We start from the raw sequence: 23,798 nt of genomic DNA, 5'->3' as shown, positions 1-23,798 counted from the left end.
GCTAGTATGGAATTAATGAACTAATTTATTTTTTTGACAAATTACTTTAAGAAAGGAAGATGGCCAGTGAAACAGCATGCAGAAAAAGAAATTTCAGAGCCCACTTTACTTTGCGATAAAAAAGGTAATTTGAACCCAAAAGCAATTGGATACGCAAAGAAACCCATAATTGAAAGCAATTTAAAAGGTCACTATATGCGAAAGAAAAAGTGGAATTACTGGTGTGTCTTTGGGGATGATATTCTTTTTTCTGCAACTATCAGCCATCTAGATTACGCAGCAGTTTGCTTTGTCTATTTCCTTAACTATGAAACGCAACGATACGTAGAAAAAACAGTTACGATTCCTTTGGGAAACAAACTAAAAATGCCATCTAATATTTTGGAAAGTATTCAACTTCATTCTAAAGAAATGACTATCCAATTATTATATATACAAAACGAAACTCATATGACGGTAACAATCCCTGATTTTGATGGTGATTTACTACATGCTGATTTGCATATATCTCACCCTGCTGAGGACGAATCTTTAAATGTAGTAATTCCTTGGAGTCGGACCCAATTTCAATTTACTGGGAAGCACCATACACTCCCAACGTCCGGCTTTGTAAAGATTGGTGATTCACGTTACAGCTTCCAGCCAGAGGATAATTTTGCAGTACTCGATTATGGTAGAGGAATTTGGCCAAGAGAAGCTGTATGGAACTGGGGATTTGCTTCTCAACGAGTTGGTTCTAAGAGAATCGGATTAAATTTTGGCGGGAAATGGACGGATGGTACAGGGATGACCGAAAATGCTATCATCATTGACGGTATAATGACCAAAATTCATGAAGATTTATTGTTTACATATGATACAAATGATTTTATGAAACCATGGAAGGTCAATACAAAGTTTTCTGATGAAGTGAATATGACATTCACTCCTTTTTTCCACCGCATTGCTAAAACTGATTTAAAACTTATCTTCTCCGAAGTTCATCAGATGATAGGCTATTTTAACGGCAAAATTCAACTAGAAAATGGACCTACACTTGAAGTAAAACAATTACTAGGATGTATTGAAGAACACAAAGCTAAATGGTAATTTCAGAAAAAACGGACAAATAAACGCCCGGTCTTTAAAGTTCAAAACCTGTTTCAATTGTTTTTGAGGGCTTTGGACTGAGGTTTTACTATATAATTATCGAGTGAATTTTTAGTTCTATTGGTTGCGACATACGTCACAGCCAATAGAACTTTTTTTCGATAATCTTATGGAAATGATAATATCTTATTCATAGAGCAGCCCTCGAAGATGTAATTTCGTTTGCTACCACGCTTCTTTACCGGGCAAACACTTACTATTTATCTTTACTTCCAATAGTGTAAATTCTTTAAATACTATGAGCACTAGGTGTATGGCTAGATACTCCATATTCTTAGCTTTTGAGAAAAGCATTTTGTTTTTACTTGCTCTCATCTATTATTTACTTGCTTCCATCTGTAGATACTTGCGCTCGTAAGGATTTACTTGCTCTATTTCTATATTTACTTGCGGTCAATTACCTTTTACTTTCGAAAAGGATAATATTCCCAAATCATTTTAGTAATTCACAATCTAAATGTGCAGACTCTAATTACTATCTATATAAAAAAGTTGTTTCCAAGTATAGATCACTTAGAAACAACTATTTGGTGGGTAGGTTAACTTAAATGCATAATTTTTATACGAGTTGCTTTATTAGTTTTTTATTTCGTTCTTTAAATACTTCATTATGTGAAGATACCATCGCATATTTATTCGCATCTGGTTGAATATATTGCTTAGCCTGATTGACCGCATTTGCAGCATCTTGGAAGGTTCCAGCTATTAAATTTACTTTGCCTGGATATTGAATAATATCACCTGCTGCATAAATACCATCGATGGATGATTCACATGAACTTGTGCCCTTTACATAAAAATCATCTGCGATTTCAATTGGTACTCCACTACTTTTAAGTAGTTCTGCTTCTCGATCATAGCCGTGGTTTATAATAACCTCATCAATTTCTACTTGTGTTGTTTCTCCCGTTTCATTGTCAAATATAGCAACTCGTTCTATCATATCATGGTTTGCATTAGCAATTAGCTTGGTAATCTTTGTATTGAAAAAGCAGGTTACAGAGCTTTCTAATAATTGTGTTACCTGTGCTTCGTGACCATTTAATGTATCTTTACGATATGTTACATATACCTTTTTCGCAATCGGCTCTAGTTCATTAGCCCAGTCAATGGCTGCATTACCTCCGCCTGAGATAATAACTGTTTTATCCTTAAAACGTTGAATTGATTTGACCGTATAGTTTAAGTTGCTGACCTCGAAACGCTCAGCGCCTTCGATTTCTAACTTAGTTGGTTTTAAAATTCCACTTCCTACTGCAATGATAATAGTTTTTGAGTAATGTTTTACTCCTGAAGCAGCATGCAATACAAAAATACCATCTTCATTGCGAGTAATGGAATCTACTTTCTCATTAACTACAACTTCAGGGTCAAATGTTAGTCCTTGTTGAACTAATTGATCGATTAAACGCTCTCCTGAAATCGGAGTCTGCCCCCCTACGTCCCAAATCATTTTCTCAGGGTACACATGTATCTTTCCTCCTAATTGAGGTTGAAATTCTATAATTTTCGTTTTCATTTCCCTTAAACCACTATAAAAAGCCGAATATAGGCCCGCTGGACCTCCACCAATAATCGTCACGTCAAATACATTATGCATTTTCAGTCTCCCACCCTAAAAAATATTTTGTTGACATCAGTTAAATTATTAAATATAGTTGCTAATATGATAATGATAATCGTTATCATTAAAATAAGCAAGAATTAGTTTGGAGGTATTCAAATGGTTCGTTTATATACGGACGATTTATCCATTGGCTACGGTGAGCAACTCATCGTAAAGGATTTGTCGGTACAAATCCCAAATCAGAAAATTACTACGATAATAGGACCGAACGGTTGTGGCAAGTCCACTCTTCTTAAAGCGATTACACGAATCATTTCTCATCATTCTGGTGCAGTTGTATTAGATGGTAAAAACGTTGCGAAAGAAAATACTAAAATCCTTGCAAAGAAAATGGCCATTTTACCTCAAACACCTGAGAGTGCAAGCGGCCTCACTGTAGGAGAATTAGTATCGTATGGGCGCTTTCCTTACCAAACTGGTTTTGGAAGACTTTCCAAAAAGGATTACGAGGTAATAGATTGGGCACTCCAAGTGACCAACACTAGCTCATTTAAGTATTTACCAGTGGATTCTCTTTCCGGTGGTCAACGTCAGCGTGTTTGGATAGCGATGGCCCTTGCACAAGAAACAGAGATTATATTTCTTGATGAACCTACCACTTATTTAGATATGGCACACCAATTAGAAGTTCTAAAGCTCCTGCAACGTCTAAATCAGCAAGAGAAACGAACTATTGTAATGGTCTTACACGATTTGAATCAAGCAGCACGTTTTGCAGATTATGTCGTCGCTTTAAAGTCTGGTCAAATTGTGAAAGCTGGCTCTTGTGAAGAAGTAATTACGAAAGAAGTATTGCGTGATGTCTTTAATATAGATGCCGAAATCGGAATAGATCCCCGTACAAGCAAACCAATGTGTATAACATATGATTTACTAAAAGGAGAATAGACAGATGAAGAAGTTACTATTGCCGTTTACAATTTTACTAGTTCTTATCCTAGGTGCATGCAACAGTGAGACTACCGATACAAAAGCAAGTGAAACGAAAGATGAACCTACTACCATTACATACGAGTCCGAAACTGGTCCGGTAGAAGTTCCAGCAGATCCAAAACGAGTTGTTGTTCTTGCTACTTATGCAGGAAACGTAGCTGCACTAAATGTAAATTTAGTTGGAGTAGATTCGTGGTCAAAATCTAACCCAGGATACGATTCTTACTTAGCAGATGTCGAAGAAGTTTCGGAAGAGAACTTAGAAAAAATTATTGAATTAGACCCAGATTTAATCATCGGTTCCTCTACCACTCAAAACTTGGATAAAATTAAAGAAATTGCACCGACAGTAACATTCACTTATGGAAAAGTAGATTATTTGACACAGCATTTAGAAATAGGAAAATTGCTTAACAAAGAAAAAGAAGCACAAGCATGGATTGACGATTTCAAAGAACGTTCAGCAGTAGCTGGAAAAGAAATTAAAGCAAAAATTGGTGAGGATGCAACTGTTTCTGTTATTGAAAACTTTGACAAACAATTATATGTGTTTGGAGATAATTGGGGACGTGGTACAGAAGTTATCTATCAAGCAATGGGACTGAATATGCCTGAAAAAGTAAAAGAAATGGCTTTAGAGGCCGGATATTATGCTTTGTCTTTAGAGGTTCTTCCTGAATATGCAGGTGACTATGTCATATTTAGTAAAGTAGCAGATCAAGATAACTCATTCCAAGAGACAGACGTTTTTAAAAATATTCCCGCTGTTCAAAATGGACAACTGTTTGAAGCAAATGCAGAAGAGTTTTACTTTAATGATCCAATATCGTTAGATTATCAATTGGAGTTCTTTAAAGACAGCTTTTTAAAACAGTAAGTAATAATAGTGGAGGAATTCTTATGGGATTCCTCCACTATTTTTGTAGAAAGGATAATATAATGAAAACCTCTATTCATTTCAGTTTAAAATTTGTTATTGGACTTATTTTGTTGATAGCAATGTTCTCCATTTCAATGGTTTATGGTGCGGCTTCGACATCCATACAGGATGTATGGCAAGCATTATTTACTCATATAAAAAGCGATTCTATCAATATTTTAAGAGAGCTAAGACTTCCTAGAGAAGTTGCCGCTATGTTGGTTGGTGCCGCCTTAGCCGTGTCTGGTGCGATTATGCAAGGTGTTACCCGTAATCCACTTGCTGACCCTGGATTATTAGGTTTAACTTCTGGAGCAAACGCAGCACTTGCTATTAGCCTTGCGTTAATTCCGGGGATAAACTACTTTGGAATTACTATTGCATGTTTTATCGGTGCAGCAGTTGGTGCAGTAATGGTATTTGGTATTGGAGCAGTGAAAAAAGGCGGCTTTTCTCCATTACGAATAGTTCTTGCAGGTGCTGCGGTCTCCGCCTTTTTGTATGCGATTGCTGATGGCGTAGGTATCTATTTTGAAATTTCCAAAGACGTCTCTATGTGGACAGCCGGAGGATTAATAGGAACTTCCTGGAGTCAACTCCAGATGATTACTCCTTTTATCGGGATAGGAATCGTTGTGGCTCTTTTATTATCTAGACAGTTAACTATTTTAAGTTTAAACGAAGAAGTTGCCGTTGGACTTGGACAAAAAACTATTCAAACAAAAACGATTTTATTTGTAGTAGTTATATTTCTTGCCGGCGCTTCAGTCGCACTTGTTGGAAATATGGCATTTGTAGGTTTGATGGTCCCTCATATTGTTCGAGCAATAGTTGGAACAGATTATCGACTAATAATTCCAATGTCTATTATTGCAGGAGCTATCCTGATGCTACTTGCTGATACAATTGGAAGAACTATTAATATTCCATATGAGACACCAGTTGCTGCAATCATAGCTATTATGGGATTACCTTTCTTTTTAGTGGTCGTTCGTAAAGGAGGGCGAGTTTTTCAATGATTCATCGCCAGCTAGTAAAAAAACAACGTATACTTTTTATCGTCTTACTATCCTTAATCATTATTACTGCTTTTATTAGTGCAGGAATTGGATATTCCACTCTTTCCTTTAATCGTCTTTTACCAACTTTTTTAGGGCAAGGAACATTTAAAGAGGAATTTGTTTTGTTCTCAGTTCGTTTACCTAGAATTATTATTACTATTCTTGCTGGTATGGCATTAGCGTTATCCGGTGCTATTTTGCAAAGTATTACACGCAATGATTTAGCAGATCCCGGTATTATTGGGATTAACGCTGGAGCAGGAGTGGCAGTTTCAATTTTCTTCTTATTTATACCGATTCAACCTGGTTCTTTTATATACCTACTACCACTAGTGGCATTTGTTGGTGCTTTAATTACTGCATTTTTTATCTATATCCTTTCGTACAACCGTGGAACGGGTTTGCAGCCAGTTCGATTAATATTAGTAGGTGTTGGATTCTCAATGGCTCTTTCAGGCTTGATGATTGTCTTTATCTCATCCGCTGATCGTCAAAAGGTAGATTTCATCGCTAATTGGATGGCAGGAAATATTTGGGGAGCAGACTGGCCATTTATCTTGGCTCTTTTACCTTGGTTAATTGTTCTTATCCCGTTTACGTTATATAAAGCAAATAAGTTAAATCTACTCAATTTAAATGAACCCGTTGCGATTGGTGTAGGGGTTGCAATTGAGAAGCAGCGAATTATTCTTTTATTAGCCGCTGTTGCTCTTGCAGCATCTGCTGTATCTGTAACTGGGGGAATTGCTTTTATAGGCTTAATGGCTCCTCATATTGCTAAATCTTTAGTAGGGCCGCGTCATCAATTATTCATACCTATTTCTATCCTAATCGGTGGTTGGCTTTTACTTTTTGCTGATACAATCGGTCGCAACCTTATCGAACCAAATGGAATCCCTGCTGGAGTAGTAGTGGCTTTAATAGGTGCTCCTTACTTTATGTATTTATTGATGAAGAAGTAAAGATAGTTTACTGCTTTAGAGATATGCGCTGCAGCCCAATACGCATGGGTTTTCAGTATGTGTCGTTGAGCTCCTAAGTAAATATATAGTTGTTGCTGATTTTTTAAGTCAAAATAAAAATGGACTACGCTTTTGTCCGTAGTCCATTTCCTTATGATTGAAGGTATTTCCACATTCTCTCTGGATAATCTGTGAAAATGGCATCTACTCCAACTTGTTTTAGCAAATCAGTATATTTCTCTTCATTTACAGTAAAAACACGAACATTTTTGCCGCTCGCAATCGCCTCCACACCCATCGGTCTAAGGACTGTCGGGAAAAATGCATGCAGTGCATCTGCTCCTACTTTTTCTGCATATATGTACGGCTCTATCATCACTTCCATAAAGAGGACAGCTGTTTCTATTGAGGGAGCCAATTGTTTAAAGTTTCTTACCATCTCATGGTTAAATGAAGATATAACGACACGTGCTTCTAACCGATAATCATTTAACATTTGCAGTACCGCCTGTTCCATACCTTCATATGGAAATACATCAGATTTTAACTCTATATTAAGGTGATGATGTGTATCTTTAAATACATATAACACTTCTCTTAGCGTTGGGATTGTTTCTTGTTTAAACTTAGGGGAATACCAAGAACCAAAGTCAAATTTTTTCAATTCAGCTAACGTCAAATCTTTAATAAAACCTGATCCATTCGATGTGCGATTGATGGTTTCATCATGTATAACAACCAATTCATGATCTTTCGTCATATGAACATCAAATTCCACACCATGAACAGGTAATTTTGCCGCTGCTTTAAAAGCAGCAATTGTATTTTCTGGATGCGTACCTGAAGAACCTCTATGGGCATAAATTTTCATAAAGCCTACCTCCTTGTACTATTATTAACTATATTATACCTCTTTACTTTCTATATAAGAAAGTACAGTCCAGCAGGTTTTTATTCCTCTTCTAAAATATCTTGTAAAAATTTTTCTCTATTTTGTAAAAAGTATTTGGTTATTTGAAAATGGTCTGTTTCCTCATATTCTATCTCTTTGATTTCCTCTTGGTCAAAACTAAGAATGTTTGCATTGGGGTAGCCTAATAGAATTGGTGAGTGTGTGGCGATAATGAATTGACTATCATCTTCTTGAACTAAATCATGTAGAATTCTTAGAAACGCTAGTTGTCGCGCTGGCGATAAAGCCGCCTCTGGCTCATCCAGCAAATAAATACCTCTGCCTCTAAACCTATTAGAAAAAAGGGAGAAAAATGCCTCTCCATGTGATTGATGATGCAAGGATTTTCCACCGTACGGTCCTGTTCCCATTGTATCGATATGAGAAGCGAAATTATAAAATGATTCCGCACGAAGAAAAAAACCATTTGCTACTTTTGGAAGCCATGACAGCCTGATATAATCTCCTAGTGCTGATTCTGATGCGTCTACGTCATAATAGTTATTCCTTCCCCCTCCTGCTGTATTAAATTCGCATTTATCTGCAATTGCTTCTAACAAAGTAGATTTTCCCGATCCATTTTCTCCAACGAAAAAAGTAACATTATTGTGTAAATCTAGTTGATGTAGATTTCTAATAGAAGGAATGGAGAATGGATACTGACTATACGATGGAATGAGATCCCGTTGAAGTGCAATTCTTTTTAAGGACATTTTATCACCTACAATTTCATTATTATTTGGGCTCTATTATACATTACTAAAATTTCAATCTAAATGCTTAGTACAGTTATAGATAGAACAATTCCAGACACCCTGTTTAATATTAAGAATAGTTATTGAGGTATTATCTAATTGTGTTTTTTGGAACCGATCAGGTAGCAGCCTTTGCAAAGTAAGTCCTATTAATGCTCCATGGCTAACTACCAATACTCGTTTGTCACTATATGTATTAGCTAGTTCTGCTATAAATTCATATCCTCTATCAGATACATCGTCGAACTTTTCCATTCCTAGGTCTAATTCTCTCCAGTTACTTCCCCACTTTTTCAATCTTTCTTCTTCAGTTGTACCTTCAATTTCTCCGCAATTTATTTCTCGTATTCTTTTATCAAATACATTGATAGATAGATTTAGTTTAGCAGCGATTATTTGTCCTGTTTCTTTAGCACGTGCTAAATCACTGGTCACAATAACATCCCACCCCCCTTCTAATACGAGTCTATTTGCTAATGCACTCGCCTGTTGCTTTCCCAGATTATTTAAGGGAATATCTGATATACCTTGTGATCTACCGAGTACATTCCAATCCGTAATACCATGCCTTACAAGTCCTATAGTAGTCAAAATTCTTTATCTCCTTTTATTGGTTTCGCAGTAGAACTTTTTCCGCTAACATAATGTTTTCTTTTAGGTAACTGGTATATCTGCATCCTCTTGAATTTGATGTGTCGTCATCCAAAAGACATCATTTACTTCATCTATACATTTAGCATAGGGCTCGCCAGATTGATACTCACAAAGAAAAACAATATCTAGCCAGTATCCGTTTCAAATAAAGAATTATTAACATACCTAAGATTTGAAACCTCTACGTCTACCTCTTCTGTAATTTCTCTTTTTAGAGCTTCTTCTAATTTGATGTTATCAAGTCTTTTTCTACCTTACCTCCAACAAGGGATAATCCTCCTGCGTGCTCTTCTTTTTCACTCCTTCTTATTAATAACCACTTATCATCTTTGTAAATTGCCTCTTCAACTTTAACTATAAACATTTACTTCCCTCCTTGTTTTTATATTCTATAGAACAAATACCTTCTCCTTTATTTGTTGCACTTATCTTGATGAAACAAAAAAACAGCGAACAAATCAACACACAATTTGCTCGCTGTTCTCTTATAGGTTAACTCTTTTTGTAGAAATGGGTGTTACTCTCTGTGGTAAATCCTACTTTTTTATAAATGGAAAGAGCCTGATCATTGTCTGTTTCTACATCCAAATAGACGGACGCTTTTCCCATAAGATTGGCTTCGCACTTAGCCCAGTTTAATAAGTTGGTTGCCACACCTTTACCGCGTGCATTTTCATGGACAGCGAGACCTGTGACCCATAGCTTGTCACCGTCTTCAACTAGAGTAAACGTCCCTACTAATTCGTCACATAATTTAGCAATCATCAATTGGCGATTTGGTGTTTGCGTATTAAAGTCGATTAATGCTTTAGCTTCTTCTTCATTGTCGCCAAATGCATTTACTAATACCCGAACCACTTCTGACTCCTCATTAGTATATCGCGAAACTTCCACTTTACTATCTAATTCTTCTATTACTGCTTCAGCTGCCATCGTTCTCTCTTGAAAATCAAAAGTATAACCAAATTTGTGAAGAAGCTCCTGACCTGCTACAGAGCTGTCTGGAATTAGAGCGAAATCCGTAGCAGCTCCTCTTATTTCTAGATTCCTACCTAATTCTTTTACTAGTCGTTCTCCTGTACCCAATCTTCGAGCACTAGGTAGAACAACACCACTCCATTCAAAATCTAGTGTTGCTATTCGATCTATCGAGGTTAAAACTCCAACTAATCGGTCGCTATCGTCATCATAAGCTATTAAGCAAAAACCTTTTGTGTAAAAATCAGATAGCTCTACCACACTTAGTAGTGTTGTATAATCCACCTTATCAGATGTTTCTGCTTCAGCTATTAATTGCTTTATTTCTTCCATTGTCTCCTGGTCTAAAGGAAAAGACACAGCCATTACAGATATATTCATTTATTTCTCCTTAAATCTTTGAATTCGTTAACATACTATAATATCTACCTCGTTTTTGCAACAGCTCTTCCTGTGGACCGGACTCCACTAGTCTTCCAGTTTCCATCACGAATATTAAATCAGCCTGTCGTATAGTATTTAATCGGTGTGCTATGACAAAACTTGTTCTACCTTCCATCAGTCGTTCAAGAGCCTCTTGAATTTTCATTTCTGTTACTGTATCGATGCTAGATGTTGCTTCATCTAACAACAGTATCGCTGGATCTGCAACAAGTGCTCGAGCAATGGATAATAACTGCTTTTGTCCTTGACTGATTTCCCCACCATCAGCCGATAAAATAGTATCGTATCCATTTGGCAATTTCATGATGAAGTCATGGGCATTAGCCTCTTTTGCTGCGTGGAGCACCTCTTCATCTGTCGCATTTAATTTACCGTATCGAATATTTTCTCTTACCGTCATTTCGAACAAAAATGGATCCTGTAGAACAAATGCTGTTTGGCTTCGTAGCGTATGTCGGGGCAACTTTTCAATAGGAATACCATCAACTAATATACTTCCACTATTAACTTCATAAAAACGGGCAAGTAACTGCATAATAGTAGTTTTTCCTGCTCCTGTTGCGCCAACTAATGCAGCAGTTTTTCCTGACTCCACATGGAAGGATACTTCGGAAATCGTCGGAGACTTATCTTCTTTGTTGTAATAAAATGTGACATTTTCAAAAGTCACATTCCCCTGTAGCTGATAATCTCCATTGTCTATAGCATCATCCTCTTCAATAGGCTCCTCCATAATAGCAAAAACACGTTCTGCACCTGCAATTGCAGAAAGCACCGTATTAAATTGGTTAGCTAAATCATTCAGTGGCCGTGTAAACTGTCTTGCATACTCCGAGAAAATAACAATTTCTCCAATTGTCACAAAGCCATGATATGCCAATACTCCACCCGCAGCTGCAACAAGCGTAAAGCTAGTATTATTCAAAAAGTTCATCACTTTTGGAATAAAACCTGAATACGTTAACGCCCAAAATCCTGTTTGTCTTAACCGTTCACTTTTGACAGCAAACTCTTCTTGCATTCGTCCTTCTTGCGAAAAGGCTTTAACAATTCGTTGACCAGAAATCGTTTCTTCAATCATTCCGTTCAATTCACCAACAGCTTTTTGCTGCTCCTTGAACAATTTAGACGTCCTTTTCGTAATCCATCGCATAGCAAAATACATGAAAGGCACAATAATAAGCGTCACTAAAGTCATCAGCGGACTCAGTAAAAGCATAACGACTGTTGTCCCGACTAAAGTTAAAATACTTGAAAACACTTGGATAAAGGATGAGTTTAAAGTTTGGCTAACGTTTTCAATATCATTGGTCATACGACTCATTAACTCTCCGTGCTGGCGTTTATCAAAAAAGGACACTGGGAGCTTCTGTAAATGCTCAAATAATCCTGTACGGAGTCTATAAATTGTTTGTTGAGAAATACCAATCATCCAATAACTTTGCAAATAAGTAGCGAGAGAGAAAAACAAGTAAACGATGAGTAATACTCCAATAATTTTGGAAAGACCGACAAAGATATTTTGAGAAATATGTTCATCTACAATTACTCCTATTAAATATGGTCCAACTAATGCTAAAGCAGAGCTAGCAACTACCATCAATAGAACGACTATTAACAAAAATCGCTGTTCATCGACCAACTTCCATATTTGCTTTAATACTCCCTTCCAATCGGAAGCTTTATCGATTTTCTTTTTATGATTTCTTTTTAAATCTTCTTTAGTAATAATAGGCTCATAACCAAAAGGTTTACGAATGAAGTTCATCAGGCTCTCCCCCTTCTGCTTGCGATTCAGCTATTGCTTTATAGAGAGAAGAGTCCTTCAGCAATTCATCATGCGTGCCATAGGCAGATACTTGACCTTCTTCTAATAATAAAATGTAATCTGCACCCTTTGCAGTTCGGATTTTCTGTGTGATAACAAGCATTGTTGCATTTTCTTCCTCCAAAGCTTCCCATAATGCGTTTTCTGTCGAGACATCTAATGCACTGGTGCTATCATCCAGTAATAATATTTCTGGTTTTCTAACGAGTGCACGCGCAATGGAAAGTCTCTGCTTTTGACCACCAGATAAATTGACTCCCTTTTGACCAACTCTTGTATTGTATTGGTCCGGGAATTGTTCAATTGAATCATGTATTTGCGCTTGATTGGCAGCTTCTCTTAATAACTCTTCCGTAGCAGCCTGATCCCCCCAGCCAAGGTTTTCCTCTATACTTCCAGTAAAAAGAATAGATTGTTGAGGAACGAGTCCAATTATTTTCCTTAACTCTTTTAAGGGCCATTCTTTAACATCGATTCCATCTATTAATATAGTTCCTTCTGTTGCATCGAAAAACCTTGGTATTAGATTGAGAAGAGTCGATTTACCAGAACCAGTTGCTCCCATAATCGCCAGCTTGGATCCAGGTTTAACCTTAAAGGAAACGTCTCTTAATACGGGTATATCAGTCGTTGGATAATGAAATGACACATGCTGAAACTCAATTTCACCTATTCTTGGAGTTGCTTCTTCAGAGTCAGTATTAATAACTTCAATCCCTTCTTCTACAAGGAGGACTTCTTCCATACGTTCAGAGGATGCTTTCGCTCTAGAGAAGAAAATAATAATGAAAGCAAACATTGAAAAGGCTCCTGTCATACGCATCGCATAGTTAATAATTGCTACTAACTCACCTAGTCCCACATTTCCTGTTCTAATTTCTTTAGCACCAAACCAAAGTACCGCTAACAAGCTAGCATTCATAATAAAAAGCAAAACAGGTAATATTAACTCCATGATTCGGAAAGCTTTTACATTATCCATTTTCAGATTTGCAGCCACAGTTGCAAAACGACTTGATTCAAAATTACCACGTAAATACGCTTTTATTAAACGTACCGCCTGTAAATTTTCTTGTATCTTTCTTGTGACCTGGTCCACCCTTTTTTGAACTTCCCCAAATAGTTTTAAACCATTCCGGCTCATAATATAAAGAAATACTACTAAAAAAGGAGCGCCTATTACTAGAAACATAGCTAAATATGGGTTCACTATAAAGGACATAATAATACTACCAACAACAAGCAAGGGTGCACGGAGCATAATACGTAATCCCATAAAAATAAGATTTTGTGTAATCGTCACATCAGTAGTTAAACGAGTGATTAAACTCGCTGTTGGAAACTTTAAAAAAGTGGCCATTGTAAAAGCCTGCACCTTCCTAAATAATGCTTGACGTATATCGAACCCATAACTTTGTACTATATGAGAGGCGATAAATGTGTTAATAATTCCTGCTACAAATGCCAATAAGGAAATTCCAAGCATGATACTACCCCAAAGAATAATTGCTTGTTGGTCCCCTGCCAGAATTCCATCATCAATAATGACCGCGATGAGCAATGGTTGAACTAGCTCAACGGAAAGCTCTATTAACATGAACAATAAAGCGACGATAACTAACATTTTATATGGAGATAAATAAGAAAAAATTGTCCTCAAAATTGAAACACCCCTAGATTCTTCGACACTCGAATTAATTCTTGTAAAATCTATTATGCCACAAACTCTTCTGAAGACATAGAAAAAGATGACTTAATATTTTGAAAGTCATCCTTTTCTTTTACTTATCCATTTAATTTCTCCTGCTACAGAAAGCCACGTGACAAATAGAAGCATTATAACTACCCCAATATATTGCCATGCCCCCAGTATTTGATTGAACCAGAATACCGATATAATCATCGCAGTTAACGGCTCAATACTGGACAGTATGCTTGTTTCCACTGCTGTTATGTATTTCATACTCGACAAAAATAATATAAATGCAATGGTTCCTATCAATATAATTATTATTACAATTATACTTATAGGATATGCTGCAAGATGGACCCACTCATCCGTTTTCCATATCTGGGTCACGAACGCCAGTACTACCCCACCTATTAACATTCCCCAACCGACAACAACAAGGACACCCCATTCTTTCATCAGCCGAGCTGGATACACTGTATAGATAGAAAATGCTATACCCACAGCCAAGCCCCAAAGTAACGCTTCCCTACTTATTAACAATATGCTCACATTTGCATTCGTTAATAATAAAAATAAACCGATTAATGTACCGATAATACCTATAACCTGATACTTTGGTGGAAATATTTTGTTCTTCCATGATAAAAATAAAATAATATAAACTGGTCCCAAAAATTGAAGTAATGTAGCGATTGATGCATTACTCGCTTCAATTGCTGCAACAAATGTATATTGTACACCCAACATTCCTAGTACACCGAAAACTACTAATTGTTTAAGCCAACTAATATCTTTCCAGATAAGAAACACTCGCTGACCAGTTATTAATAGAAACAACAATATACATATTCCAGCTGTTATTAAGCGAACCGTTAAGAAAAATGAAACGGATAAGCTTGTATTATTTAAAACCCATTCCATCATTGGTCCTGATGCACCCCATAGAATAGATCCAAGAACAATTAGTAGTATACCTTTGGACCTTGCAAATGCACTTTCTTCCATTTTTTATCACCACTTTCAAAGGTACTTTTTACCCACCTATTTATATATCAATGAATATATGGTATTATACTAATGACCAATTTTTAGAAACTATATATAATAATATTAGACTATTTAAGGGGGCTTGAATATGTTTCTCAAAGAAGAATCTATAAACTTAAGTAACACTGTTTTTAGTCACTTGCCAACACCTAGTTTCATGACAAATAACGAAGGTAAGATTGTCTGGTGGAGTCAAGAGGTGGAAAAACAATTTGGCTACACTATCAACGATTTACAGGACACGGATATACCACTTTTTACAGACTATACATTAGGGCATTTCACCGCAAATTGGGAAACGATTTTACATACAGAAGATCCCTTTGAGGTAAGTCCAGTAATCCTTTATGCTAAAGATAAAACAGCTATAAATACTTCCATTGTTGCAAAATCCTTCGCTTGGAACGATATGCGTTTCGTATTATTTCAGATTAAATCAGATACAAATAACTTAATGGAATTATCTTCTTTCCATGAGCTTCAACTCATAAAAAAAGGATTATCCGATTCTTTCATGCTGCTATATATAGATCATGAAGGACTAATCATGCATGCAAATGATAAATTTTTGAAAAAAAGTGCATGGACTCCTAAGCGAATTATCGGAAAATCTTTTTGGCAGTTACTCCCCGATACTCCTGAGCATATAGCAATTGGTAATCAAATTATTACTAAGCTTCGAGACGGAAAAGTATTTCAAGGAGCCGTTGAGAAAATCACAAAAGATGGAACTGCTTATTGGGTTAATTTGTTAGGTATTCCAGTATCCAATACTCAGAATAATACTCCATACTTTTTATTATTGGAAGAGGAAATTACTGAAAAGAAATTAATGCAAACAAAACTAGAACAAATTGCATATGTAGACACTGAAACAGGTTTGTTAAGCAGACATCGCTTAGAAGAAGTAGTGAATGAATATATCGATGAAAAAAAATCATTTTCCTTTGTTTTCATTAGCATCGATCAATTTTATACATTAAAAGAAATTTTTAATGATCAAACAGAAACAAAAATGTTAAATGAGTTTACTAAACGGTTGAAAATCTATTTTGAGGATTCTATTATTGCAAGATCCGGTAGAGATGATTTCGCTATAGTCACCCCATTGAGTGATTGGTACATTCAAGGGTTTACAAATTATTTAAAGCAAAATCCAATTTACTTAGATAGCAAAATTATTCAAATTACTGTAAGCGGTGCCATTACTAGATATCCAGAGGATCAGCAATCTTATCTCCATTTATTAAAAGCTACTACTAATACGATTCAAAAAGTAAAACTAGAGGGTGGGAGTATGATTACTACCCTTTCCAAATCTGACCACTCAAAACTTTCTCGCAAGGTGCAAATTGAGAGACGATTATTAGAAGCTTTGAATCGTAATGATTTACATGTCATGTTCTTGCCTCAAATAGATGTGAAAACTGGTGCTATAACGTCCGTGGAGTCATTAGTAAGATGGGAAGATAGTGTATTGGGTACTGTATCTCCTGAAGAACTTATTCCAATTGCAGAAGAGACAGGACTGATAAATGAAATTGGTCAGTTTATGCTTGAAAAGTCTTGTGAACAAGCTGCTATTTGGCAACGAAAAGGAATACCTATCAAAGTTAGCTTCAACTCTTCTATTCGTGAGTTTAGAGACAAAAATATGGTGAAGACCATTCGAAAAGTGCTAGAAAAATATAATTGTTCTCCAGAGCTAATCCAAATAGAGTTCACTGAAAAATTTGCACTCGAAGCGGAGGCAGAAAAAGCAATTGTTAAACAAATACAAAAGCTACAGCAAGATGGCATTGTTTTTGTGTTAGATGATTTCGGAACAGGTTACGCCTCTTTACGCTATTTGCAAATGCTGCCAATAGGTAAATTGAAGATAGATAAATCATTCATATCTTCTGTTACTCAACATGAAAAACTTGAGAAACTTGTTCAAGGTTTAGTGCAATTTGGACAATCACTGGATCTTCAAGTAGTCGCTGAAGGCGTAGAAACTGCGGAACAGTTTGAGTTACTTAAACGAGTAGGGTGCGATGCGGTTCAAGGCTATTACGTGAGCCTACCAATTTCCGCTGAAGAAGTAGAGGAAATGCTGTAAAAATACGTAATGTTTATGGAGGCTGTCCCTATGGGCAGCCTCTTTTTTGAGAAATATATTATTTTCCGTTCTATAAGCATAGTGTCCCAGATATCTTAAAGAATAAAATCTACCAGAAATACTACTGATTTCCGTTTTTGTCGGCCGCTTTCCGCATGCAGTCCGTGAGCATCCTGTGGAGTCTTCCCTATATAATTAATCAGAGTAATTAATATAAAAGTTATAAATAAAGCAATTTCATAAAGTATTTCCCCTCTTCACTGAGCTCAATAGGTTGTACGGGCAGCGCATATCATATTAGAAATACTAGAGTTTTTACAATTTACTTGCTTTTGCATGTATTTTACTTGCGTTAACTCAGCAATTACTTGGAGTACTCTATAGTTTACTTGCTTTCATTTTTCGTTTACTTGCACTCGAGGGTGATTTACTTGCGTTAAGGTAAATTTATCCTTTTTTTTATGGAGCTACTTAGGATTATTGGATATTATAAAAACCGTGAGCAAAGTAATTCTCTTTGTTCACGGTTTTGTTTTTAGTTTAACAATTGCTTTTGTCCAAAGCTGAGTAATTATTTCCGCAAATACTAAGCCCATTGCAATGGACCCCGAAATTAGTAAGGCTAGAGAAGCATATTCGAGAGCTAATGGATAATTCTTCTCCACAACACTTCTCATGGCATTATAGGCAGTGCCTCCAGGAACTAGCGGAATGATCCCTGCAACACTAAATATAATCATCGGCATTTTAAATTTTTTAGACATTATATGTGATACGAATGCAACGGTAAAAGCTCCCGCAAATGAAGCGCTAACCTGATCCTGATTCATTTGGTTAACATACATATAAACAATCCAACCTGTCGTTCCCACTATTCCACAGTAAAACAATGACTTTTTAGGTGCATTAAATACTATACCGAAGGCAGCGGCAGCGATAAAACTTAAAATACCTTGAGCTACATATATCAATACGAATCCTCCCTACAGTGATAGTACTAGCGCGACACCTGCTCCAATTGCAAACGCTGTGAGAAAAGCTTCCGCTCCCTTTGATAGACCTGATACAAAACTACCTGCCATTAAATCTCGAACCGCATTTGTGATTAGTAGACCAGGAACAAGTGGCATAACCGAACCAATAATAATTTTATCTAATTCACTACCTAAGCCACTAGCAACAGATATGGTTGCTATGACTGTTACGATGAATGCTGCAAAAAACTCTGCGAAAAATTTTACTCTTGTTCTTACCTCTAAACGATCTGATACCGCATAACCTATACCTCCAGCAATTAGGGCAGTTGGTACATCGAGTAATTTCCCTGAGAACAATAAGAGAAACGCACCTGAAGCAATCGCTGCTGCAACTATTTGAATCCAAAAAGGATAGGTTTCATGTTCATCCTCAATCTGTTTGAGCTCACTATATGCCTCTTCAATCGTAATGTCCCCAAAAGCTAATTTTCTAGATATATTATTTACAGAGGCTATCTTCCCCAAATCAGTTGTTCTTGCATTTATTCGTACTAATCTTGTTGGAAGGTTTTTATTTCCACTAAAAATGATTCCAGTTGGAGTGACAAAACTTTGAGATTGGGTAAGTTCCTGTGAAATAGCCATGCGGTCCATCGTATCTTCTGCTCGATACGTTTCAGCACCACTTTCCATCATTAAACGCCCCGCAAGTAAACAGCTTTCCACTACCAATTCATAATCCGCAGCCAATGAGAAACACCTTCTTTCTTCCATTTAAGCTAATCTTATAGAACCAACTGTGAAAAAACAAATACTGATGTAAGTTTCACTTTCATACCATAATAAAGTAGGTTTTAAACTGATTATGAAATTGACTTAATAAAAAAATAAAGAAAGTGACTATAGTAGCCACTTTCAGTACTTTACTAATCCAGTTTGTTTATAAGTATTCATATTATAGCTTTTAATTTCTTTCATCGCAATTGTATAAATTGTGTCTCCTGCATAAACAATTCGTTGGATTGAACTTTCCCAATCCTCATACATTTGACCTGAAACTTCTGGACGAAGTAAGTCTCCCTTTCGTTCAATTCCATTTTCTGGTGTTATTTCATAGATTAATGCTCCATCCTGTTTGAAATTAGAATACTCCTGTCCTGAAAGTTTTTCGTAGATAGAAACAGGGAATCCATATAAGTTATTCTTCTGATGTTCAAAAAGCGCATGATGATCATATTGTATTGGCGAATATGTGCCCTGATCACCTATCACTTCTGTATCTTTTTCTTTTGGATTTGCTAAGTCACTTACATCAAACAAGGAAATTTTCATACCTTCTGTCACGATTAGTGGCTCTTTTCCACCACTTTGTGTATCTATTCTTGTTTCATAGCCGAATCCAATAAGATGGTTTTCATCCAATGGATGCAAATAGTTACTAAAGCCTGGAATCTTTAATTCGCCTAACACTTTCGGTGAAGTAGGAGTAGCAACATCTATTACGAATAGGGGGTCTGTTTCTTTGAAAGTAACCATATAAGCTTTATCACCCATGAATCTTGCAGAATAAATTCTTTCATCCTTTGCAAGGCCAGTGAGTGAGCCAACCAAGTTCATTCCTTCATTTAATATAAATAAGTTGTTTTCAGATACTTCCTTTTCATCCCCATTATTACCCTTAGTTGTTACTGCGCGGAAGTAACCATTGTACTCATCCATGGAAAATTGGTTTAGGATATGCCCCTTTAACCGACTAGAGGCTACAAATTGTATCGTTGTCTTATCTAGCGTAAATTTGAATACTTCCGTATCCATAGAGCCTGGATTCCAAAGCATTTTATTGTTAGTAGCATCATCTTCATAAATACTTGTTGTTAAAAATAGATTATCCTTCGACATATACAACTGCTCACTTCCACCCAGATATCCTTTTGTTATTACTTCATTTTTCTTAGGATTAGAGATGTCTAATGCTGTGATTATACTGTAAGTCGCTTCTTTAGAATTTGGTAAGATGGAGAGATCCTTGTAAGGTAAAGGCTGCACAGTATCTCCTTTTTCAGAATCATAGATGTACGGACGCAACTCTGTATTTTTTTGTTCTTCCATTATCCAAAAATTTGGGTAGACATTTGTTACATAATAGAGTGTACCACCGGTTAGCCTAGTTCCGGACATATGCCCTTCCGTACCGACCTCTCTTTGTAATATCGGGGCGGATGGATTGGAAATATCATAAAACAACGCTGTCGTCATTGAATCCATTGGCATAGACATACGTGCTATATCTTCGTTACTTTGTTCATATGGTAATGCCTGAATAGAATTCTTTTGAGCCAAAACAATTAGCGTTTCATCGGTTAGGAATAGCTTCATTGGATAATAATCGCTCTCTAAACGAATTTTAGTTTCCTCTTTCATTTTCTTTGGATCTTCTATATTGACGATAGCAATGTTATTTTCCGTTATTGAGAATATATGAGTACCGTTTGTTTTTACTATATCTGCTTCATCTACTCCCTCAACCTGATTGTTCGTTGAAGAATAATCACTGCTACTCTTCGCATCCGAAGATTCTTCGGTTGCCGAATCCTCCATTACTGCAATTTCTTCACGTGGGATATTTTGGAACTTACTTACCATTTTAAAATGGGCTTTTAGCTCCTCTTGCGATTGAACGGTTGGTAGCTCTTTATATATTCGAAAAGGAAAATCAGTTTTTGTTATTCCAAGTTTATCTTTCACATGCAAAGTATATGAGCCCTCATCCAAGCCATCAATTTCTAAAGACTTGCCATTTGAAGTGAGTGAATATTTTGCATCCACCTTCTTACCTTGCTGGTCCTCCACATACACATCTCCAGTTTTCAATGCATCTTTACCAAGAGCGGAAGAAAAAGATGCTTTAAAAACCTGGCCAGATAATACAACTGATTGAGCTGTCACCGATAATTTGGTGAAATAAAATAAACTAGCTAAACTTACAACCAACCCTATAGCAGCTATTGAAACAATCTTCCTTTTCAATATGGATCACCCTTCCTTTTTTCTTTGTTAACTCATTAGACATTTTAAAAATGAATTAGTTACACCTGCAGAAAGAAAATTCTGAAAGTAGGTAACTAAAAAGATCTTCATCTTAATAACATTCGAAAATATACCTCTCTATGTACAGCTACTTTAATTTTCACCTAATTAGGTATGGAGCATACTTGAGGTAATCAAGGATTTAGATGTTCCCGGCCATGCTCAATCATTTGCAAAGCAAAACGCAAGAATGTTATCCACGAGTGGTAAACAACATTCTTGCGTTTTTAGTTGACGATTGTTTCGCTTGAAAGCGACTTATCCGATTATCTAATAATTATTCATCAAATGGCCATGTCGGTAGCATATTACTGAGTGCTTTATCTTCTCGGTAACCGAGAACATATTCTGCTTGCATAATCGTATGAATCTCTCGCGTTCCTTCATATATAACTGGGGCTTTTGAGTTTCTCAAGTATCTTGCTACTGGGTATTCATCTGAATATCCATAGGCACCATAAACTTGTACCGCATCATCTGCAGCTTTATTGGCAAAATCACATGCTTGCCATTTTGCTAGCGATGTTTCTCTTGTATTTCGGACACCTTTGTTTTTTAGTTCGCCTACACGGTATACAAGGAGACGGCTCATTTGGAGTCCAGCTTCCATTTTGGCAATCATTTGTTGAACAAGCTGATGGCGGCCAATCTCTTTACCAAATGTTTGACGCTCTCTGCTATATTTTACGCTTGCTTCCAGGCAGGCTAGCGATAACCCAACTGCTCCTGCTGCTACAGTGAATCGACCATTATCCAAGGCAGACATGGCAATTTTGAACCCTTCTCCTTCTTTTCCGAGAAGATTCCCCTTTGGCACGCGCATATTATCAAAAAATATTTCTCCTGTATTTCCTGACTTAATGCCATATTTACCTTTAATGGCTTTAGATGAAAAGCCATCTAGCGTACGTTCCACTATAAATGCACTGATTCCATGATGCTTCTTGGATTTATCCGTATAAGCAAATACGATGAAATGATCGGCCACATCGCATAGTGAGATCCATGTTTTCTGACCATTTAAAATATAATCGTCTCCATCTTGCACTGCTACTGTAGACATTGAAGCTACATCCGAACCAGCACCTGGTTCTGTTAAGCCAAATGCTCCAATCTTTTCACCAGTAGCCTGTGGTATTAAATATTTTTGCTTCTGTTCTTCTGATCCCCACTGCATTAAAGTCATGGAGTTTAAACCAGTATGAACCGAAACAGCTGTCCGAAAAGCCGTATCACCGCGCTCCAATTCCTCACAAACTATAGCAAGTGAATTATAATCCATTCCACTTCCACCATACTTTTCAGGTATACATACACCCATCAAACCAAGATCTGCAAGTCTTTTCCATATGGCAGGATCAAATGCGCCATCTGTTTCCCATTTTGCAATATGAGGAATTATTTCATTATCTACAAATTGACGAACAGTTTTGCGCAACAGCACTTGTTCTTCTGAGAAGTCAAAGTTCATATTTACTCACCTCTAGTAATGGATTCTCTTATTTCTACGCCTCTTGCTGCCATTTCTCGGATATATAATTCTCCAGGAACGATTAGCTCAGGAGGATATACTCCTCGATTTTTAACAACTCCATTTCCAATCATTTGTGCAACAACTGAAATAGTATTGGCTGTTGCTCGAGCCATTGCGGTTTCACCTGAAAGGGAATCTTTTTTAGTCGCCATTTCGTACGTGAAGTTGGTAAGGGTTCCATCTTTTAAACCTTCAACAATTACTCGCAGCAATACTGCATCCTCTTTATCCCCAAGTAATAACTGTGGGGTTAGGACTTCCTTCAATACATCTCGTGCTCTTACCATATTGCCGTTTACATTGACGACTGTTTTTTTGTTCGTTAACCCTAAATCTACTAGCAGTTTGAATTTGTCTGCATGCCCCTTGTATCGAATTGTCTTATATTCAAGCGTATCTACATTCGGAAATGATTTTGCTAAAGTTGAAGTGCCACCAGCTGTATGGAATGCCTCTAGTTCACCATAGTCCTCAAAGGTAATCGGTTCTACTTCTGTAAGAGATGGAACTTCCTGAAGTTTTCCTTCTCTTATAACGTGTGAAGCATCTGTATAATGATCGAAAACTCCTTCCAATGAGAAGACGATATTGTAACCAAAGATACCCTCGGGTTCAACTGGAATTCCTCCGACATACAATCGAATAGTATTTACCTCATCGAGTTTGGAAGCACCATATCCAGCCAAAATATTGATCATTCCTGGAGCAACACCTAAATCAGGTATTAGCGTAATTCCTTTTGCTTTTGCCTTTTCATGAAGTATTAAGACGTTATCTGTCGCCCCTCCAATATGCCCACCTAAATCGATAGAATGTACCCCTACTTCTACAGCAAGCTTAGCTATTTTTTCATTGAAGGTATAAAATAATGCGTTTATTACTACATCCGCTTCCTTCATTATTTTTCGTATACTATCGTCCTCGTTTGCATCAAGTCTTAATACTTCAATTTTGGAATTTTGCAATCTTTCCTTAAACATTTTTGCCTGTCCCACATCTAAATCACATAATAAAACCTTTTCCACATTCGGGCTTAATACTAAATCACGAGCTGCTTCCTTTCCCATTAACCCTGCACCTAATACAGCAACTATCAT

The 23,798-nt window shown here is 36.6% G+C and carries 19 protein-coding genes and 1 pseudogene; 6 read left to right on the top strand and 14 right to left on the bottom strand.

Going from position 1 to position 23,798, the window contains the following annotated elements; translation table 11 throughout:
* Positions 1-66: 66 nt before the first annotated feature.
* Positions 67-1,089: a DUF2804 domain-containing protein gene (locus tag MKY60_RS03025; RefSeq protein ID WP_340880802.1), complete on the top strand. Its 1,023-nt coding sequence runs from the start codon at positions 67-69 to the stop codon at positions 1,087-1,089.
* A gap of 619 nt (positions 1,090-1,708) precedes the next feature.
* On the opposite strand, the gene MKY60_RS03020 is transcribed toward MKY60_RS03025, so the two are convergent.
* A complete protein-coding gene (locus MKY60_RS03020) occupies positions 1,709-2,749 on the bottom strand; it encodes an NAD(P)/FAD-dependent oxidoreductase (protein ID WP_093493682.1) in 1,041 nt (346 codons plus the stop codon).
* Positions 2,750-2,872: 123 nt separating this feature from the next.
* On the opposite strand from MKY60_RS03020, the gene MKY60_RS03015 reads away from it, so the two are divergent.
* The 4 genes from MKY60_RS03015 (at position 2,873) to MKY60_RS03000 (ending at position 6,651) form a co-directional block, all read left to right on the top strand.
* A complete protein-coding gene (locus tag MKY60_RS03015; protein ID WP_340928525.1) occupies positions 2,873-3,664 on the top strand; it encodes an ABC transporter ATP-binding protein in 792 nt (263 codons plus the stop codon).
* Between the two features lie 4 nt (positions 3,665-3,668).
* Positions 3,669-4,586, top strand: coding sequence for an iron-hydroxamate ABC transporter substrate-binding protein (locus MKY60_RS03010; protein ID WP_090564652.1), 918 nt, complete (start codon positions 3,669-3,671; stop codon positions 4,584-4,586).
* Between the two features lie 62 nt (positions 4,587-4,648).
* Complete coding sequence (locus MKY60_RS03005; protein ID WP_340879012.1) at positions 4,649-5,647, top strand: FecCD family ABC transporter permease; 999 nt, start codon at positions 4,649-4,651, stop codon at positions 5,645-5,647.
* Positions 5,644-6,651: a FecCD family ABC transporter permease gene (locus tag MKY60_RS03000; protein WP_090564655.1), complete on the top strand. Its 1,008-nt coding sequence runs from the start codon at positions 5,644-5,646 to the stop codon at positions 6,649-6,651. The genes MKY60_RS03005 and MKY60_RS03000 overlap by 4 nt, the downstream gene beginning before the upstream one ends.
* Before the next feature lie 151 nt (positions 6,652-6,802).
* Here MKY60_RS03000 and MKY60_RS02995 read toward each other — a convergent pair whose 3' ends face one another.
* The 8 genes and pseudogenes from MKY60_RS02995 to MKY60_RS02960 form a co-directional block, all read right to left on the bottom strand.
* Entirely contained in the window at positions 6,803-7,522 is a 720-nt protein-coding gene (locus MKY60_RS02995) for a glycerophosphodiester phosphodiesterase (protein WP_340928524.1), read from the bottom strand.
* A gap of 80 nt (positions 7,523-7,602) precedes the next feature.
* Positions 7,603-8,316 (bottom strand): AAA family ATPase, encoded by a 714-nt coding sequence (locus MKY60_RS02990; protein WP_090564659.1) that lies wholly within the window; start codon positions 8,314-8,316, stop codon positions 7,603-7,605.
* Positions 8,317-8,370: 54 nt separating this feature from the next.
* Positions 8,371-8,949 (bottom strand): histidine phosphatase family protein, encoded by a 579-nt coding sequence (locus MKY60_RS02985; RefSeq protein WP_241600485.1) that lies wholly within the window; start codon positions 8,947-8,949, stop codon positions 8,371-8,373.
* A gap of 16 nt (positions 8,950-8,965) precedes the next feature.
* Positions 8,966-9,376 (bottom strand): annotated as a pseudogene (locus MKY60_RS02980) (NUDIX hydrolase).
* A 128-nt stretch (positions 9,377-9,504) separates the two neighbouring features.
* On the bottom strand, positions 9,505-10,371 hold the full coding sequence (locus tag MKY60_RS02975) for a GNAT family N-acetyltransferase (RefSeq protein ID WP_093493671.1): 867 nt from the start codon (positions 10,369-10,371) through the stop codon (positions 9,505-9,507).
* 10 nt (positions 10,372-10,381) lie between these two features.
* A complete protein-coding gene (locus MKY60_RS02970) occupies positions 10,382-12,202 on the bottom strand; it encodes an ABC transporter ATP-binding protein (RefSeq protein WP_340928521.1) in 1,821 nt (606 codons plus the stop codon).
* Positions 12,186-13,922, bottom strand: coding sequence for an ABC transporter ATP-binding protein (locus MKY60_RS02965; protein ID WP_340928519.1), 1,737 nt, complete (start codon positions 13,920-13,922; stop codon positions 12,186-12,188). Before MKY60_RS02965 ends, MKY60_RS02970 begins: the two co-directional genes overlap by 17 nt.
* A gap of 108 nt (positions 13,923-14,030) precedes the next feature.
* Positions 14,031-14,960, bottom strand: a complete 930-nt coding sequence (locus MKY60_RS02960) for a DMT family transporter (protein WP_093493666.1) — start codon at positions 14,958-14,960, stop codon at positions 14,031-14,033.
* Positions 14,961-15,090: 130 nt separating this feature from the next.
* Here MKY60_RS02960 and MKY60_RS02955 point away from each other — a divergent pair, with 130 nt between their 5' ends.
* Positions 15,091-17,103 carry an EAL domain-containing protein gene (locus tag MKY60_RS02955; RefSeq protein WP_340928515.1) on the top strand — a complete coding sequence of 671 codons (2,013 nt, stop codon included), beginning with the start codon at positions 15,091-15,093 and terminating at the stop codon, positions 17,101-17,103.
* Positions 17,104-17,624: 521 nt separating this feature from the next.
* Here the strand turns inward: MKY60_RS02955 and MKY60_RS02950 are convergent.
* The 5 genes from MKY60_RS02950 to MKY60_RS02930 form a co-directional block, all read right to left on the bottom strand.
* The gene (locus MKY60_RS02950; RefSeq protein WP_090564672.1) at positions 17,625-18,074 is read right to left on the bottom strand and encodes a threonine/serine exporter family protein; all 450 of its coding nucleotides are present in this window, start codon (positions 18,072-18,074) and stop codon (positions 17,625-17,627) included.
* A 12-nt stretch (positions 18,075-18,086) separates the two neighbouring features.
* Positions 18,087-18,854, bottom strand: coding sequence for a threonine/serine exporter family protein (locus MKY60_RS02945; protein ID WP_093493663.1), 768 nt, complete (start codon positions 18,852-18,854; stop codon positions 18,087-18,089).
* 141 nt (positions 18,855-18,995) lie between these two features.
* A complete protein-coding gene (locus tag MKY60_RS02940; protein WP_340928513.1) occupies positions 18,996-21,107 on the bottom strand; it encodes a beta-propeller domain-containing protein in 2,112 nt (703 codons plus the stop codon).
* 337 nt (positions 21,108-21,444) lie between these two features.
* Positions 21,445-22,638 carry an acyl-CoA dehydrogenase family protein gene (locus MKY60_RS02935; protein ID WP_093493658.1) on the bottom strand — a complete coding sequence of 398 codons (1,194 nt, stop codon included), beginning with the start codon at positions 22,636-22,638 and terminating at the stop codon, positions 21,445-21,447.
* Between the two features lie 2 nt (positions 22,639-22,640).
* The gene (locus MKY60_RS02930; RefSeq protein WP_093493656.1) at positions 22,641-23,798 is read right to left on the bottom strand and encodes a saccharopine dehydrogenase family protein; all 1,158 of its coding nucleotides are present in this window, start codon (positions 23,796-23,798) and stop codon (positions 22,641-22,643) included.

It is taken from the genome of Psychrobacillus sp. FSL K6-1415 (genome assembly GCF_038003185.1).
GTDB classification, from domain to species: domain Bacteria; phylum Bacillota; class Bacilli; order Bacillales_A; family Planococcaceae; genus Psychrobacillus; species Psychrobacillus psychrodurans.
The sequence above is the reverse complement of the archived record's forward strand: the minus strand, read 5'-3'. Positions and strand labels throughout refer to the sequence as shown.